At 74.1% G+C, this 16011-nt stretch carries 16 protein-coding genes; 8 read left to right on the plus strand and 8 right to left on the minus strand.

What is annotated here, in order from left to right:
• The first annotated feature begins 23 nt into the window (after positions 1–23).
• Complete coding sequence (locus tag AQJ84_RS19095; RefSeq protein WP_030043571.1) at positions 24–407, plus strand: hypothetical protein; 384 nt, start codon at positions 24–26, stop codon at positions 405–407.
• The gene (locus AQJ84_RS19100) at positions 404–682 is read left to right on the plus strand and encodes a DUF4031 domain-containing protein (protein WP_053191856.1); all 279 of its coding nucleotides are present in this window, start codon (positions 404–406) and stop codon (positions 680–682) included. Before AQJ84_RS19095 ends, AQJ84_RS19100 begins: the two co-directional genes overlap by 4 nt.
• Here AQJ84_RS19100 and AQJ84_RS19105 read toward each other — a convergent pair.
• A complete protein-coding gene (locus AQJ84_RS19105; RefSeq protein WP_030043573.1) occupies positions 664–1746 on the minus strand; it encodes a GNAT family N-acetyltransferase in 1083 nt (360 codons plus the stop codon). The genes AQJ84_RS19100 and AQJ84_RS19105 overlap by 19 nt on opposite strands.
• A gap of 26 nt (positions 1747–1772) precedes the next feature.
• A complete protein-coding gene (locus AQJ84_RS19110) occupies positions 1773–2474 on the minus strand; it encodes an HD domain-containing protein (RefSeq protein ID WP_030043574.1) in 702 nt (233 codons plus the stop codon).
• Positions 2475–2716: 242 nt separating this feature from the next.
• Between AQJ84_RS19110 and AQJ84_RS19115 the strand changes: the two genes are divergently transcribed.
• Entirely contained in the window at positions 2717–3406 is a 690-nt protein-coding gene (locus tag AQJ84_RS19115; RefSeq protein WP_053191858.1) for a copper homeostasis protein CutC, read from the plus strand.
• A 34-nt stretch (positions 3407–3440) separates the two neighbouring features.
• Here AQJ84_RS19115 and AQJ84_RS19120 read toward each other — a convergent pair whose 3' ends face one another.
• On the minus strand, positions 3441–5504 hold the full coding sequence (locus AQJ84_RS19120; protein WP_053191860.1) for a HelD family protein: 2064 nt from the start codon (positions 5502–5504) through the stop codon (positions 3441–3443).
• A gap of 462 nt (positions 5505–5966) precedes the next feature.
• On the opposite strand from AQJ84_RS19120, the gene AQJ84_RS42320 reads away from it, so the two are divergent.
• The gene (locus AQJ84_RS42320; RefSeq protein WP_164873170.1) at positions 5967–6143 is read left to right on the plus strand and encodes a hypothetical protein; all 177 of its coding nucleotides are present in this window, start codon (positions 5967–5969) and stop codon (positions 6141–6143) included.
• Between the two features lie 8 nt (positions 6144–6151).
• Here AQJ84_RS42320 and AQJ84_RS19125 read toward each other — a convergent pair whose 3' ends face one another.
• On the minus strand, positions 6152–7795 hold the full coding sequence (locus AQJ84_RS19125) for a DNA repair helicase XPB (RefSeq protein WP_053191861.1): 1644 nt from the start codon (positions 7793–7795) through the stop codon (positions 6152–6154).
• Between the two features lie 209 nt (positions 7796–8004).
• Here AQJ84_RS19125 and AQJ84_RS19130 point away from each other — a divergent pair, with 209 nt between their 5' ends.
• Positions 8005–8559, plus strand: a complete 555-nt coding sequence (locus AQJ84_RS19130) for a hypothetical protein (RefSeq protein WP_198536331.1) — start codon at positions 8005–8007, stop codon at positions 8557–8559.
• Positions 8560–8596: 37 nt separating this feature from the next.
• Here the strand turns inward: AQJ84_RS19130 and AQJ84_RS19135 are convergent, their stop codons facing one another.
• Positions 8597–11119, minus strand: coding sequence for a helicase C-terminal domain-containing protein (locus tag AQJ84_RS19135; protein ID WP_053191863.1), 2523 nt, complete (start codon positions 11117–11119; stop codon positions 8597–8599).
• Between the two features lie 770 nt (positions 11120–11889).
• Between AQJ84_RS19135 and AQJ84_RS19140 the strand changes: the two genes are divergently transcribed.
• Both AQJ84_RS19140 and AQJ84_RS19145 read left to right on the plus strand, forming a co-directional pair.
• Entirely contained in the window at positions 11890–12972 is a 1083-nt protein-coding gene (locus AQJ84_RS19140) for a hypothetical protein (RefSeq protein WP_053191865.1), read from the plus strand.
• 52 nt (positions 12973–13024) lie between these two features.
• Positions 13025–13672 carry an HAD family hydrolase gene (locus tag AQJ84_RS19145; RefSeq protein WP_078632298.1) on the plus strand — a complete coding sequence of 216 codons (648 nt, stop codon included), beginning with the start codon at positions 13025–13027 and terminating at the stop codon, positions 13670–13672.
• On the opposite strand, the gene AQJ84_RS19150 is transcribed toward AQJ84_RS19145, so the two are convergent.
• A complete protein-coding gene (locus AQJ84_RS19150; RefSeq protein WP_030043584.1) occupies positions 13651–13899 on the minus strand; it encodes a hypothetical protein in 249 nt (82 codons plus the stop codon). The genes AQJ84_RS19145 and AQJ84_RS19150 overlap by 22 nt on opposite strands.
• 163 nt (positions 13900–14062) lie before the next feature.
• On the opposite strand from AQJ84_RS19150, the gene AQJ84_RS44980 reads away from it, so the two are divergent.
• Positions 14063–14446 carry a cold-shock protein gene (locus AQJ84_RS44980; protein WP_030043585.1) on the plus strand — a complete coding sequence of 128 codons (384 nt, stop codon included), beginning with the start codon at positions 14063–14065 and terminating at the stop codon, positions 14444–14446.
• A 9-nt stretch (positions 14447–14455) separates the two neighbouring features.
• Here AQJ84_RS44980 and AQJ84_RS19160 read toward each other — a convergent pair whose 3' ends face one another.
• Entirely contained in the window at positions 14456–15304 is an 849-nt protein-coding gene (locus AQJ84_RS19160; protein ID WP_030043586.1) for a 1,4-dihydroxy-6-naphthoate synthase, read from the minus strand.
• Positions 15291–16001: a futalosine hydrolase gene (locus tag AQJ84_RS19165; RefSeq protein WP_030043587.1), complete on the minus strand. Its 711-nt coding sequence runs from the start codon at positions 15999–16001 to the stop codon at positions 15291–15293. Before AQJ84_RS19165 ends, AQJ84_RS19160 begins: the two co-directional genes overlap by 14 nt.
• Positions 16002–16011: the final 10 nt, after the last annotated feature.

Raw genomic sequence — 16011 nt, forward strand, 5'->3', positions numbered from 1 at the left:
TCAAGAGTGCGCACAATGGGTGCATGGATCCCATCAGCCCCCTGGAGCAGGCGTTGCACGCGGCACGCGCCCTCGTGCTCGCCGATCTGGCCGCGGGTGAGGTGGCCGCCGCGGACGTGGTGTCCATGGTCGAGGACTCCGTGGTGCAGCGGCGCTGGTGGGTCGAGCAGTGGCCGGAGGGCGTGGCCTTCGTGGCCGGCCTGGTCGCGCAGGACGTACAGGACGCGATCCTCGAGCGGTCCGGCCGGTGGCCCCTGTGCCCGGTGTGCGGCACCGGGCAGCCGCACGCGCTGGAGGTCGAGCCGGAACTCGGCCCCGACCCGCACTGGGTGTGCCACGAGGCGGGCGTGAAGGTCGCCGCGGTGGGAGCCCTCGGGTCGGCGACCGGCGGGACGCCGCCCTCGTGACCGTGTACATCGACCCGCCGGCCTGGCCGGGGCACGGGCGCATGTGGTCCCACCTGGTCAGTGACGTCTCCTTCGACGAACTGCACGCGTTCGCCGACGGGTTGGGCGTGCCCGAGCGGGCCTTCGAACGGGACCACTACGACATCCCGTCGCACCGGTACGCGGAGGTGGTTGCCGCCGGCGCGGTGGAGGTCAGCAGCCGCGAAGTGGTGCGGCTGCTGTACGCGGCCGGGCTGCGCCGGCGCAAGAGCCGGACTCAGCCGCGCAGTTCGTAGGCCCGCAGCCCGTCCTCGTCGAGCTCCTCGCTCACCCGCACGAACCCGGCGCGCGCGATCACCGCCTGGGACGGGGCGTTGCCCGGCTCCACCGTCGCGAACAGCGACCGCACGTCGTCCCGGGCCAGTGCCCACGCGCACAGCACCCGCAGCGCCTCGGTGGCGTAGCCGTTGCCGCGGGCGCCCTCCACCAGGTCGTAGCCGACCTCCGCGCGGCCCTCCTCGTCCGGTACCCCGTGGAAGCCCATGCCGCCGACCGCGCGGCCGTCGCTGTGCCGCACCAGGGCGAACAGGCCGAACTCCGGGCGGTGCACGCCCGCCTCGTACGCCTTCAGCATCATCCCGGCGGCCTCCAGCGTGCCCTCGTAGGGGCCGCCCGCCAGCCAGTCGAAGCCCCCGTCGCCGCCCGCGCACAGGTCGGCGGCGGCCGCGGGGGTGACGCCCTCCAGGGTGAGGCGGTCGGCGGTCAGGACCAGGTTGTTGCGCCACTTCCACTCGGTGACCGGCGCACGGCCGGGCAGCTCGCCGCGGCCGGTGGCCCACAGCAGGGTCCGCCAGTGGTCGGGGCCGGGCCGGACGTGCGGGAAGAGCCGGGTCAGGACGTACTCGGCGAGCTCCTCGGCCGGTGTGTACGCCAGCCCGAGGCCCTCGGCGACGTCCCGCGTGTGCAGCAGCACCTCGGCGACGCCCATCGCGGCGAAACCCTCACGGTTCGCGCTGCCGAAGGGGTACGGATGGAAGGCGCGGGCCCGGCGGGGCGTGGCGCGGAAGGCGGCGACCAGCAGCGCGCCGGCCGTCTCGACGACGTCCAGCAGCCCGTCCTGGCCGGTGCCCTCGTCCAAGGTGATCTCGAAGGGGACCCACGCGTGCTGCGCGCGGCCCGCCAGCTGGCCGGCGTAGGCGAGGAGAGCGCCCGCGAGGTGCTCGGCCGTGTCACGGCAGCTCCACTCCAGCCCGCCGGCCCGCACCTCTTCCCAGTCCCGGTCCGTCGCCGTCCGCTTCCGCAGCAGCGCCAGCGCGCCCGCGACGGCCTCCGCCACCCGTTCCCCGCCCAAGTCCCTCATGGGGGCAGGGTAGGGGGGCCGTTTCCTCAGGTCGACAGCATTTCCAGCTCGGCGGCCAGGTTGTAGCGGGCCGTGGCCTCCCACTCCGCCTGACCGTGCGGCGTCCTGAACAACCGGGGCAGATCCAGGAGTTGGCGCAGGATCGCGGCGCGTCCGGTGCGGAAGGCGTCCTGCGGGACGAAGCCGTACTCCTCCCGGACGGCGGCCGTGTAGGCGGCGTACGCGGAGGGCGGTCCGGCGAGGACGGCGAGGTCCGCGTCGCACAGGACCTGCCCGTCCGGGTCGTCGTCGGCGGGGTCGTGGCCGACGGTGAGCCGGACCAGCCGGGCCACCTCGGCGGTCTTCGCCGCCGACAGCCCGGCCTCGGGGAGCGCGCGCTCGGCGAGCCGGGCCGAGCGCTCCTCGTTCTCGGAGCGGTCGGGAAGGTAGACCGCGTCGTGGAACCAGGCGGCCAGGCGTACGACGTCCGGGTCGGCGGCGTGCCTCTCGAGCACGTCGATGTGGTCGAGGACCGCGGTGAGGTGGGTCAGCGTGTGATAGCGGCGCTGCGGTTCCTGCCAGCGGGCGATGAGGTCGTCGGCGTAGGGGGCCGGGTCGGGATGCGGGGCCGGGTCGGGGTCCGGGGTCCGATGGGGGTCCGGGGTCCGGCCGGTGGCGGCGGGACCGGGGCTCCGGGCTCCTTCCAGGGCGCGGGCGAAACGGGTGCGCAGGGCGTCGGGATCGGCCATGGCCCCATTCTCCCCGGGGCGGGGTTGTGCCCCTAGCGGCGACGCCGCCCCGCTCGTACGGCTGTACTCGGGGCGCGCGCGGCGGGCGGGGCGGCGTACGGGTCGGTGGGGTGAAGGAGGCGGAGCCGGACACCTACGGGTGAACATCCACGGGTGACCTCCTGTCGGCACCGGGCGTATTCTGAATTGGACTAGACCTGTAGTTGTCCGCTGAACCGCCCGACGAAGACGAATGGGGTCCCATGAGCAAGCGTGCAGTCCTGGAGGTGATCGCCCTCGACGTCGAGGACGCGGTCGCCGCCCAGGCCGGAGGCGCGGACCGTCTCGAGCTGGTCACCGACATCGCGGCCGACGGGCTGACCCCGTCGGCCGCCACGGTCGCCGGGATCCGGGCCGCCGTCGACATCTCGCTGCGCGTGATGCTGCGGCCCACGGACGGGTTCGCGCCGGGTGACGTGGACCGGCTGGTGGGGGTCGCCGGGGAGCTGCGGGCCGCGGGCGCCGAGGAGTTCGTGCTCGGGTTCCTGGACGCGGACGGCGGGGTCGACCTGGCGGCCGTGGAGCGGGTGGCCGGCGTGCTGGACGGCTGCCGGTGGACCTTCCACCGGGCCATCGACCACGCCGCCGACCGCGACGCGCTGCGCAAGCAGCTCGACGGGCTCACGGGCCTCGACACCTTCCTCACCGCCGGCTCGGCGGCCGGCGTCGACGAAGGGCTCCCCACCCTGCTCGCGGAGGCACGGCGACGCGGGGAACCCGGCTACGAGCCCCGGATCCTGGTCGGCGGCGGCCTGCGCCTGGACCACCTCCCCGCCCTCCGGACCGCCGGCGTCGACGCCTTCCACATCGGCGGCGCGGCCCGCCCCGACGGCTGGCAGGGCCCGGTGTCGGCGACGGCGGTGGCCCGGTGGCGGCGGGTGCTGGACCGTTAGGGCCTGTCGGGCCGGTTCAGGTCCAGGTCCAGGTCTAGTGGTCCTGGCCCAGCTGTGGTGGCAGCGGTGCCGTGTGGGTCACCGTCAGGCCGGACACCGCTCGGGTCAGGGCCACGTACAGGCGCCGTAGACCGGTTCGTTCGTCGGGTTCGCCGTCGACCACGGCCTGGGGTTCGTCCAGGACCACGTAGTCGTACTCCAGACCCTTGGCCAGGGAGGCGGGGACCAGCGTCAGGCGGGTCTCCCGGGTGGTCTCCTCACCCGGCGCGAGGTAGCCGATGCCCGCCGTGGTGAGCGCCTCGGCGAGGGCGGGTACGCGGGCGTCGGCGGCGATCAGACCGGTCGAGCCCTCGTGGCGCAGCAACTCCTCGCAGGCGGCGATCACCTCGTCCGCGCCGGCGACCGGTCGCACGTCGAAGAAGCCCGGGTTCTCCCGGACCGAGGCGACCGGGGTCAGGCCCGGCGCGATGTGCGGGAGGAGGCGGGAGGCGTAGGTGATGACGTCGGTCGGCACGCGGAAACCGGCCGTCAGCTCCTCGATCACGCCGTCCGACTTGCCGAGGTGGGCCAGGGCCTCGTCCCAACTCCGGGTCGCCCAGGGCGTGGTGCCCTGCGCCAGGTCGCCGAGGACGGTGGCCGAACCGGTGGTGCAGCGGCGGCCCACGGCCCGGTACTGCATCGGTGAGAGGTCCTGCGCCTCGTCCAGCACCACGTGACCCAGGGAGTGCGTGCGCTGGACCAGGTCGGTCGTCTCGTCGATCAACACCATGTCCGCCGGCGACCACTTCGCGGACTTCACCGACCGCACCGGCTTCGCCCACAGGATCGTCTTCTGCTCGTCCCCGCTCAGCAGGCCCTCCGCGTGCTCGCCGAGGAACTCCGCGTCCGTGAGCAGCCGCAGCACGAGCTTCGCCGGGTCGACGGGCGGCCAGATCTGCTTCACGGCGGCCTTCACCGCCGCGTTGCGCGCCACCGCGTCCTGCACCCGGTCGTCCGGCGCCTCACCGGAGCGTTCCATCTGCACCAGCACGGCGTGCGCGATGCGCTGCGGAAGGGCCTCGCGGGCGGCGCCGTAGCGGATGTCCCGGTCCAGCAGCTCACGGACGATCTCCTCCACCTCGTACGCCGCGACCCGCCACCGGCGCGAGCCGCGCACCACGACGACCGGCTCGGTCGGCGGGGTCACGTGCGCGTACACGGCCCGCCTCAGCACCTCCGCCATCCTCGCGTCGCCCTTGACGACGGCGGCGGTCGCGTCGTCCGTGCCGCGCACCTCCGCGCTCCCGGCCACCAGGTCGTCGACGGTGGCCTGCTTCACCGTCAACTCGCCCAGCGCGGGCAGCACCTGCTCGATGTAGTGCAGGAAGGACTTGTTCGGCCCGATGACGAGGGTGCCGGTGCGGGCCAGCCGCTCGCGGTGGGCGTACAGCAGATACGCCACCCGGTGCAGACCGACGGCCGTCTTCCCGGTCCCCGGGCCGCCCTGGACGCACACGGTGCCGCCCAGCCCGGAGCGCACGATCTCGTCCTGCTCGGGCTGGATGGTCGCCACGATGTCGCGCATCGGGCCGACACGCGGACGCTCGATCTCCTGCTGGAGCAGCTTGCTGGTGGCCGCCGCCTCGGCCGGGTCGGAGAGGTGCTCGTCCTCGTACGCCGTGAGGTCGCCGCCGGTGTAGCCGAAGCGGCGGCGCAGCGCGATGTCCATCGGGGTCTTCTTGGACGCCCGGTAGAACGGCTGCGAGACCGGCGCCCGCCAGTCGATGACCATCGGGTCGCCGTCGTGGTCGTGCACGTGCCGGCGCCCGATGTAGAAGCGCTCCCCCTCCGCGCCCTCGGCCTGCTCGACCCCGGGTGCGTGCAGGTAGTCGAGCCGGCCGAAGAAGAGCGGGGCGTGGCTGAGGTCGGCCAGCGACTTGATGCGCTCGCCGATCTGGCGCTCCAGGATCTGGGCGTTGACCCAGTTCGCCGTGACGTCGCTGATGTCGAGGGACTCGGCGTCCTCACGCATGGCCCGCAGGGCGGCTCGGGAGACGGCGAGGTGGGAGCGTTCGCGGGCGAGGGGATCGTCGTCGACCGACGGGGACGGCGTGGACAAGGGGGTGCCTCCGGAGGAACCAGCGGGTGGGTGTCGCGGGATGCCGACCGGTTTCCGTCCGGACGGCGGCTCTCCGTGCAGGAGGCGGGCAAGAGCGGAGATTGTAGGTGAGCGGGGGAGGGGGTGGCCAACGGTTTTCCGACCGGGCGTGGCGTCGCCCCCGACGGGCTGCGCCGACCCTCGGCCCGGTGTGGGCCTTTGTCCTGGTGCTGCCCGTCCGGCCGGCGTGGGCCTTTGTCCTGGTGCTGCCCGTCCGGTTGGTGTGGGCCTTTGGCTTGGTGCTGCCCGTCCGGCCGGCGTGGGCCTTTGGCCCGGTGCCGCCCCTCCGTCCGGTGCCGCCCCCTAGGGGATGCGCCCTCCCCCCTGAGGGGCACGGCTCACCCGCGAGTACTACGCGGCGACCACGGCGGGTCGGCCCGAAGACCGATGCAGTCCTTACGCCGGGAGAGTCACCATGGATACATGAGCGCAGCCACCATCACCCCAGTCTCGCGCCCGGCCGGCGCCACACCGGTCCTGGGCAGCCACCGCCACCGCCTCGGCGAGGCCCTGCGCGCCGTGAAGGTCTTCGCAGGGGCCGCCTTCGACGTGGTCATCCTCGGCGAGTACGGCGAGGAGGCCGGCGTCCGCCGCAGGTAGGGAGCCGGTCAGCTCTCCGCGAGCAGCTCGTCCGCGTCCACGATCCGGTACGCGTAGCCCTGCTCCGCCAGGAACCGCTGACGGTGCGCGGCGAAGTCCTGGTCGATGGTGTCCCGGGCGACCACCGAGTAGAAGTGGGCCTGGTGACCGTCGGCCTTCGGCCGCAGCACCCGCCCCAGCCGCTGTGCCTCCTCCTGCCGTGACCCGAAGGTCCCCGACACCTGGATCGCGACCGTCGCCTCGGGCAGGTCGATGGAGAAGTTCGCCACCTTCGACACCACCAGGACGCTGATCTCACCCTGCCGGAAGGCCTCGAAGAGCTTCTCCCGCTGGGCGTTGGAGGTCCCGCCCTTGATCACCGGCGCGTCGAGGTGCTCTCCCAGCTCGTCCAGCTGGTCGATGTACTGCCCGATGACGAGGATCTGCTGCCCGGCGAACCGCCTGACGATCGCCTCCGTCACCTTCCGCTTGGTCGCGGTCGTCGCACAGAACCGGTACTTCTCCTCGGTCTCGGCGGTGGCGTACGCGAGCCGCTCGGAGTCGGTGAGGTTCACCCGGACCTCGACACAGTCCGCCGGCGCGATGTAGCCCTGCGCCTCGATCTCCTTCCACGGCGCGTCGAACCGCTTCGGCCCGATCAGCGAGAACACGTCGGACTCCCGCCCGTCCTCCCGCACCAGGGTCGCGGTGAGCCCCAGCCGCCGCCGGGCCTGCAGATCCGCCGTGAACTTGAACACCGGCGCCGGCAGCAGGTGCACCTCGTCGTAGAGGATCAACCCCCAGTCCCGGGAGTCGAAGAGCTCCAGGTGCGGGTAGACGCCCTTCCGCCGGGTCGTCAGCACCTGGTAGGTGGCGATGGTGACCGGCCGGATCTCCTTCTTCGTCCCGCTGTACTCGCCGATCTCCTCCTCGGTCAGCGAGGTCCGCTTCACCAGCTCGTGCTTCCACTGCCGGGCGGAGACCGTGTTGGTGACGAGGATCAGCGTGGTCGACTTCGCCTGCGCCATGGAACCCGCGCCGACCAGCGTCTTTCCCGCACCACAGGGAAGGACGACGACACCGGAGCCGCCGTGCCAGAAGTTCTCCACGGCCTGCTTCTGGTACGGGCGCAGCGCCCACCCGTCCTCGTGCAGCTCGATCGGGTGCGCCTCGCCGTCCACGTACCCCGCGAGGTCCTCGGCCGGCCAGCCCAGCTTGAGCAGGGTCTGCTTGATCTGCCCCCGCTCGGAGGGGTGCACGGCGACGGTGTCGGGATCGATGCGGTTGCCGACCAGCGGGGCGATCCGCTTGGAACGCAGCACCTCCTCCAGGACCGGCCGGTCGGTGGAGGTGAGGACCAGGCCGTGCGCCGGGTGCTTGGACAGGGTGAGGCGGCCGTAGCGGTCCATCGTCTCCGCGATGTCCACGAGGAGCGCGTGCGGTACCGGGTACCTGCTGTACTCCACCAGCGCGTCCACGACCTGCTCGGCGTCGTGCCCGGCCGCCCGCGCGTTCCACAGGCCGAGCGGCGTCACCCGGTAGGTGTGGATGTGCTCCGGTGCCCGCTCCAGCTCGGCGAACGGCGCGATCGACCGACGGCAGTCGTCGGCCCGCTCGTGATCGACTTCGAGGAGCAGTGTCTTGTCCGACTGGACGATGAGTGGACCATTCACGCTCGGCACCCTTTCCGTAAGGCCGGAACAGCACGGCCAAACCTCCAGTGTGCCGTACGGCGCGCCGAAGCGGTGGTCCGCGGGCTGCCCACCGTCTCTCCCCGTCGTCTCCGCCGGTCGGGCCGGACTCGTGGGCAACCCTGCGCGCCCTTCGGTCGTCTGACCGGGCGAGCAGCGCGGTGGGCGCGACGCGGTGAGGGGTTCACGGTATGGCGGAGCTGTCGGTCCGCGGCTGGGCGACCGGTGCGGGATCCGTGGTCGTGCTGGTGGCCACGGGCGCGTGGGTGATGTGGCCGGGGAACGTCGACGGGCGGCTGTGGAGCGAGGTGCGGCCGGTGATCGAGGCCCGCATCGCCACCGAGGCGCGGGGCAGCGGGTACGGCGAGACCGTCCCCGGCCTCGACGCCCGCTGGTTCTGCCAGGCGGAGGCGCTCGGCCTGGAAGCACGCGGGGACACCGTGCGGGCCGACATCGACACGCTGTGCGTGGAGTACGGGGTGCACGGCGACGCGCTGGTGGAGTGCAGCGCCGGGCACGTCCCGCAGGTGGTGCGGCTGGAGCGGGACGAGGCGGCCGACGGCGGCTACCGGGTCGTGTCCCGGGAGGAGGCGCCCGACGGCGCGGAGAACGCGCGGTGGACGAGAACCCACTTCGGTGTCCTCGGCGCGTCCGCCCTCCAGGAACCCATGTCGACCGACGCCCTGGAGGACGAGGCCCGCGGCCACTTCGGCCTGCCCGCCGACGCCGCCGTCGCCGACTGCTGAGCCGGGACCGCGCGCGCCGCGGCGCGGAGGCCCGCCGTCAGTCGTCGGCGAGCTCCGCCACCCCCGTGACCCGGTGCAGCGGATACGTCCGCACCTCGTCCGCGGTGTGGTCGTACGCCGTCACGAAGCCGCCCTCGACCCGGATCGGGGCGATCACCCGCTGGCTGGCGGCGCCCTCGGCGTTGACGTAGCCGATCCACAGGGTCTCGCCGGTGAGGACGGCGGCCTGCATGGTGGCGAGGGTCTCGGCCGAGCTGGTGCGGGGGAGTTCGCCGCCGGTGGCCGGGGCGGTGGCCGTGGGCTTGCGGGGGGCCGTGGAGGCGAGGTCGCCGGCGCGGATGGCGCGGATCGCGGCGGTCAGCAGAGTCGCGTCGGGGACCGGCGGGCCGTCCGGGACCGGCTCGGGGGGCGTGCGCGGCGGGGTGCGGTGGGCGTGGGCGCGGGTGATCAGGACGTCGCCCTCGGCGGACTCCGCGGCCGGCGCCAAGCCCATCGCGCGCAGCCCGTCCAGCAGGGTGGCCGGGTCGGCCTGGGTGGCCAGTACCGTCGGGGCCAGCCGGCGCAGGCGCAGGCCCGCCGCCCGCTTGTCGGCCATGATCTCGTTGAGCAGGGCGTCGTCGTCGCAGCGGACGTAGGCCGAGGCCGCGCCCACCCGCAGATGCCCGTGCCTGCGGGCCACGTCGTCGATCAGGTACGCGAGCGGCTGCGGAACCGGCGTACGGGAGTGCTCGGCCAGGAACGCGTGCAGGTCGGAGGCGGCCCGGCCGGAGTCCAGCGCGCGGCGCACCGAGCCGGGCGTGAACCGGTACACGGTCGCCCCGCCCTTCGACTCCACCTCCGCGAGCACGTCCAGCATCTCCGCCAGCGGACGCTTCAACGGTCCCGGCGCCACCGCCGTCAGGTCGGCCTGGAGCAGGACGTGGTCCAGGGGCTCGGGCAGCAGCGGGGCGAGGACGCGGGCCGCCGCCGCGGCGGCGGTGGCCTGCTCGGCGGGAGACAGCGGCTCGGCGGCCGGCGGGGCGTGGTGGTGGACGGGCAGCTTGTCGCCCGGCCCCTCGGGCTCCGGCGCCGGGGCCTTCGGGGCGGGAGCGCCCAGCAGCGCCCGCCCCTGCGTGGACAGCGCGCCCCGGCCGGTCACCCCCAGCAGCTCCGCCTCCGACAGCGTCCACCGCGCGATCCGGGCCCGCAGGCCCTCGTCCGGCTGCGGGCCCCGCAGCGGGCGCTCCCAGCCCAGCCGGGCCAGCACCGACTCCGCGGACGGCGAGGTGCCCTCCGGGAGTCCGGCCAGCAGGCTCAGCACCCGGTGCCGTACCTCGGGCGCGGCCGAGCGGTCGAGCCCCGGCCCCAGCGCCGACAACGTACGGTCCTTCGCGTCCCGGCCGCCCACCACCCCGGACGTCCGCGTCGCCGTCAGCCACGCCTGCGCGAGCCGCGACCAGCGCTCGGCCGCGGGCTGCTCCAGCCACTCGTCGTGGTCCGGGGTCGCCGCGTACCGCTCGTCGGCCTCGCCGTCGGAGGCCAACAGGCCCGCCGCGTAAGCGAGTTCCACCCAGAACGCGGCGACGGGCTCGGACACGTCCAGGGCGACGGCGGTCCGCTTCAGGTCCCGGACGCTCAGCCCGCCCGCCCGCAGCACCGCCGGACCGCCCTCGTCCCAGTCCTTCAGCAGCTCCTCGACGGTCGCCAGCGCCGTGTACGCCTGCCCGGCCGCCGTCGCGTCCACAACCTGTGGACGGTGCGCGGCCGCGGCCTCCAGCGGCGGCGGCAGCGGCTCGGTGGTCCGGTGCGCCCGGCCGCCCCGCAGGTGCAGGGCCACCTCGCGGGGCAGGACGACCGTGCCCGGCGCCGTCGGCAGCAGCAGACCCCGGTCGAGGAGCCAGCGCAGCCTGGCCGCGGGATCGGCGGTGACCTGGCCGTACGGCGGCCCCCACACCAGCCGGTCCAGCACCTCACGGGACTCGGCGGGGGCCCCGGCGAGCAGCTTCGCCATCCGCTTGCGGTCCCCGAACAGCTTGGTGAGCCGCGCCACGGCCGAGACCGCGTCGTGCGTCGACGCCAGCCCTGCCGTCGCCACGATCTCCTGCACCCGGCCCGGGGACATCCCCGCGGTCGCCTCCTGCACCGTCGGGCCCAGCCCCGTCGGCGACGGGTGCTGCGAGGACGGCGCCAGCAGCTCCCGGGCCGTACGCACGAGCCTCAGCCGGTCGTCGGCGCCCCACACCAGCGCCTGCTCCCGCAGCGTCCCGAGCGCCCGAGGCAGCGCCGCGGTGACCGCCGGATCACCCTCGTCACCCGCCATCAGCCCGAGCAGCACCTGGTAAGACGCCGGCTCCGCCGCCACCGCCAGCGCCTCCGCCGTCTGCAACGCGAACCGGTCCAGCCGCTCCAGTGCCCGCACGACCGACGCACGGGTGCCCGCGCGGGTCGCGAGCTGCGTGAGGTCGGTGGGAACGGGCGTGATGAGGTCGGGGCGGGCGCGCAGCAGCGCACCCAGGGAGGCGTCGTCCCTGGCACGGAGCGCCTCCGCGAGGGACCGCGGCGGTGTGGCCTGGTGGCTCATCCTGCCCACGTTAGCGGGTCACCTCCGGCGGCCGGGCCGGTCGGACGGCGTCGAGGCGCCCTGCCCGCTCCGGGCTGACGTGCGCTCCCGCCTCTCCGTCGGGGCGGGCGCCCCCCCTGTACGCCGGCTTCTCCCGGCCCCGGGGGGCGTGGTCTGCGATCGGTGCGACGGCGGCGGTCGCATCCGACATCCGGAGCCGGGCGGTCGTCGACGTCCCAGCGCTCTCGCCGTCCTCGGCTTCGCCCTTGGGCCCGGGAGGCCTGGTCCGAGATTGGCGGTCCGTCTTCGGTGACCGGGCCGGGGGGGACGGGGCGGAGCGGGTGTTGACGTCCTGCGGGCGTCGCCGTCCTCGGCTTCGCCTGGCGGCCCGAGGGGTCTGGTCTGTGGTGGGCGGGGCGTCTTCCGTGGCCGGGCGGGGCGGAGGGAAGGCGGGGACGGGCCGCCGGGCCGCGTCAGCGTGCTGCAGCTCTCTCCAGGGCTGGAGCGGCTCGGTCCGCTCTGTCGGGTTGCTTCCGGCGGTCGGGCGGGCACGCGAGTCCTGGGAACGTCCCTGGGCTTCGGCTCTTCCGTCGGCCCGAGGGGCCTGGTCTGCGCTGGGCGGGGCGTATCCCGTGGCCGGGCCGGGCTGACTTGGTCGAGGGGTGTGGCCTTGCCGCGGCTCTGCCTCGGGGCGAAGGCCCGGCCCCGGTTGTCGGGCGGACGGATTCGGGCCGGGCTGCGCTACCTTCGACCGACGGGGTATCCAATGCGCCAACCCCGGAGGGGACTTCGTGGGTATCGAGAGCGACCAGGTCGTCTACGAGTATCTGAGCCGCGTCGGAGACGTGGCCCAGCAGCGGCAGTTGTCGTCCGCCGTCCGGATGCGGCTGGTGTCGGAGCTGCGCAACGAGATCGACCGGCGCAGGGCCAAGGCCACGGTCGACAGCCCCGCCGCCGTACGCCGCATCATCGCCCACCTGGGCAGCCCCGACGAGGTGGTGGAGGCCGCGGGCGGCACCGCCGGTGCCCCGCAGGCCCCGCCCGCCCACGTCCCCGTACAGCGGGACCGGGAACGGGAACCGGAGGACAGCGGCGGCGGCCGCGCGAAGGGGCTGCGGCGGGTCGTACCGCGCCCGCGCCCGGAGCGGGCGTCCCCCGACCCCGCCCCGTCCGACGTCCCCTCCCCGCCGCACATGGCGAGCATGGACGAGCTCGGCGACAGCGCCACCCAGCCGGACTGGTGGCGGGTGGACAGCAGCGCGTTCGGGGTCGGGGACAGCGTGCCCGGCTTCGTCGGCGGGGTGGAGATCCCGGAGCTGCTCAAGCCCCCGCCGAAGCCGGAACCGGAAGCCGAGCCGGAGACCACCGAGGAGCGGCCCGCGCCCACGGTCCAGAAGAAGGCCGGCGCGCTCGGCAGGCTGGTCCGGCTCACCAAGCCCGCGCCCGCACCCCCCGCACCGGCCGCGGTCGAGGCCCCCGCCACCCGCCGACGGTTCCGGCTCCTCGGCGGCGGCGCGGCCGGTGCGGCCGGCTCGGGCGGCTGGAGCAACCCCTTCCTCCTGCTCGCCGCCGGACTGCTCGTCGCCGGCGCCGTCCTCGGCAACTGGATCGCCCTGGTGCTGGGCTGGGCCATCGCCTACGCCTCCCGGCGCCTCAGCGACGCCGAGACGAAGCTGGCGGTGGTGATCCTTCCCGGCCTGTCCCTCACGGCCGGTGCCGTGTGGCTGTGGGGGCGGACCGAGGGCCGCTGGGGCGAGCCGATCGCCGAGGGACACATGAACGCCGCGATGGCCCAGACCTGGCCCTGGGTCGTGCGCGGCGCGGCCGTGGCGTCGGCGCTGTTCCTGGTGTGGCGCTCCCAGCGGCGGCGATGACCCCGTACGCCGCGGGCACGCGCACGCCTGCCCGCCACCGAGGCTGGGCACAATGGCCCATATGGCCTCTACACGCTTCTCCGCCCCCGCCCCCACCGTCGGCTTCGACCTCGACATGACCCTCATCGACTCCCGGCCCGGCATCCGCGCCTGCTACCTGGCGCTGTCCGAGCGGACCGGGACGTACATCGACGCCGACCTGGCGGTCACCCGGCTCGGGCCGCCGCTCGCGGAGGAGCTGGTCAACTGGTTCCCGGCGGAGGAGGTCGCGCCCATGGCCGACGTCTACCGCGCGATGTACCCGGCCATCGCCATCGTCCCGACCCCCGCGCTGCCCGGCGCCCGCGAGGCCATAGCGGCCGTACAGGCGGCCGGCGGGCGGGCGATCGTGGTCACCGCCAAGCACGAGCCCAACGCCAAGCTGCACCTGGAGCACCTCGGCATCGAGCCCGACGCGGTCATCGGCGACCTGTGGGCGGAGCAGAAGGCGGACGCGCTGCGGGAGCACGGCGCGACCGTCTACGTCGGCGACCACGTCGGCGACGTCCGCGGCGCCCGGAAGGCGGACGCGCTGTCGGTCGCGGTGGCCACCGGCCCGTGCGACGCGAACGAGCTGAGCGAGGCCGGCGCGGACGTCGTCCTCACCGACCTCACCGAGTTCCCGGCCTGGCTCGCCGGCTACCGCCCGGCCCGCGCCTGACGACGCCCCGCCCCGATCGACCGGAGCACCCCGGCACCGGCCAGCAGGAAGCCGACGCCCATGAGCATGCTCAGGCCGAACATGTACGACGGAAAAGGCTCCGTATCGAGAAGGAACGGGGCCACGGTGACCAGAGTGGCCACCGCGCCGATGAAGAACACGAGCACACCGGCGCGGATCAGTCGGTCACCGGGCTCGGCGGAATTCGTTTGGGTTTTGTCACGCACTCGACCAGGGTAGTTCCCTGCGCGAAGGAACAACCGGGCGACGTCTTGTCACCGGCCTGAAGACCATTAGCCTTGGTACCGGCGGGTCCCGACGACCCGCCCGAGTGCTATCAAGAGCCGTTTCAGAAGCAGTTTTCCGACGAGTACGAGGACGAGGACAGACGTGCCTACCGGCAAGGTCAAGTGGTTCAACAGCGAGAAGGGCTTCGGCTTTCTCTCCCGTGACGACGGCGGCGACGTCTTCGTCCATTCCTCCGTCCTCCCCGCCGGAGTCGAAACGCTCAAGCCGGGTCAGCGAGTTGAGTTCGGTGTGGTCGCCGGCCAGCGCGGCGACCAGGCCCTTTCGGTCACCATTCTCGACCCGACCCCCTCGGTCGCGGCCGCGACCCGCAAGAAGCCGGACGAACTGGCCTCCATCGTCCAGGATCTGACGACCCTCCTCGAAAACATCACGCCGATGCTCGAAAGGGGCCGGTACCCCGACAAGGCGGCCGGCGCGAAGATCGCCGGCCTGCTGCGTGCGGTCGCCGACCAACTCGACGTATAGCAGCGCGTTTCACGGAAAACCGAGAGCACCGGGGCCGAGGGGCGGCACCAGCCCCTCGGCCGCCGCGCGGGTGAGCAGACCCCGGATCGCGGCATAGCCGTCCTCGCCGAGGTCGGCGGTGAATTCGTTGACGTACAGCCCGATGTGCTGGTCGGCGACGGCCGGGTCCATTTCCTGCGCGTGCTCCATGACGTAGGGGCGGGACACCTCGGGCTCGTCCCAGGCCGCGCGCACCGACGTACGGATCGAGTCGGCGAGCCGCGTCAAGGTCTCCGCGCCCAGCGAGCGCTTGGCGATGATCGCGCCCAGCGGGATGGGCAGCCCCGTCGTGCGCTCCCAGTGCTCGCCCATGTCGGCGAGCTTGTGCAGCCCGTAGTTCTGGTAGGTGAAGCGCGCCTCGTGGATGACGAGCCCCGCGTCGACCTTCCCGTCCCGCACGGCGGGCATGATCTCGTGGAACGGCATCACCACGATCTCGCCGACCCCGCCGGGCAGCGTGTCCGCCGCCCACAGCCGGAACAGCAGGTACGCCGTCGACCGCTCGCTCGGCACCGCGACCGTGCGGCCCGTCAGGTCTTTCGGCCCACGGGTGAGGACGAGCGGCCCGCAGCCCCGGCCCAGCGCGCCGCCGCAGGGCAAGAGCGCGTACTCGTCGAGGACGTACGGCAGCACCGCGTACGACACCTTCAGCACGTCGAACTCGCCGCGCTCGGCCATGCCGTTGGTGATGTCGATGTCCGCGAACGTCACGTCGAGGGCGGGTGCGCCGGGGACGCGGCCGTGGGCGACGGCGTCGAAGGTGAAGGTGTCGTTGGGGCAGGGCGAGTACGCGATCCGCAGATGCTCACCGGTCGTCATGAGGGTTCCAACTCTCCAGTACGGGTGCGAGCTTCCCGAAGCCCGTCGCGAGGGCCGTCAGGGCGTCCCCGATGCGCCAGGCGGCGCGGTCGCGCGGGCCCACCGGGTTGGAGACGGCCCGCAGTTCCAGCACGGGCACGCCGTGCGCCGCGGCCGCCTCGGCGACCCCGAAGCCCTCCATGGCCTCGGCGAGCGCGTGCGGGTGGCGAATGCGCAGGGCGGCGGCCCGGGCGGCCGTCCCGGTCACCGTCGACACGGTGAGGACCGTGCCGGGGCGCGCTCCGGTCGCCGACACGGCAGCCCGTACGAGTGATGCCGGCGGACGGTGGGTGACGGTCCCGAAGCCCAGTTCGGTCACCGGCAGGAACCCGTCGGCCGTCTCGGCCCCCAGGTCGGCCGCGGTGATCTCGTCGGCGACGACGAGGGAGCCCAGGGGCGCCTCGGGCGGGAAACCGCCGCCGATCCCGGCGGAGACGACGAGGCCGTAGGGGGCGTCCTCCAGCGCTGCCGCGGTGAGGGCGGCGGCGGTGCGGGCCGCGGCGAGCGCGGGGCCGACGCCGGCGGCGAGGAGATCGGGGCCGCCGGGGACGCGGTGCAGGACCGCCCCCGGCAGCCGCACCTCACGCGCGGTGCCCGGGAACGCGCGCGCCACCGCGTCCCGTTCGACCGGGACCGCGGTGGCTACGAGGACACGCATGGACGTCGGC

Origin of the sequence: Streptomyces resistomycificus (assembly GCF_001514265.1) — a bacterium.
GTDB classification, from domain to species: Bacteria; Actinomycetota; Actinomycetes; order Streptomycetales; family Streptomycetaceae; genus Streptomyces; species Streptomyces resistomycificus.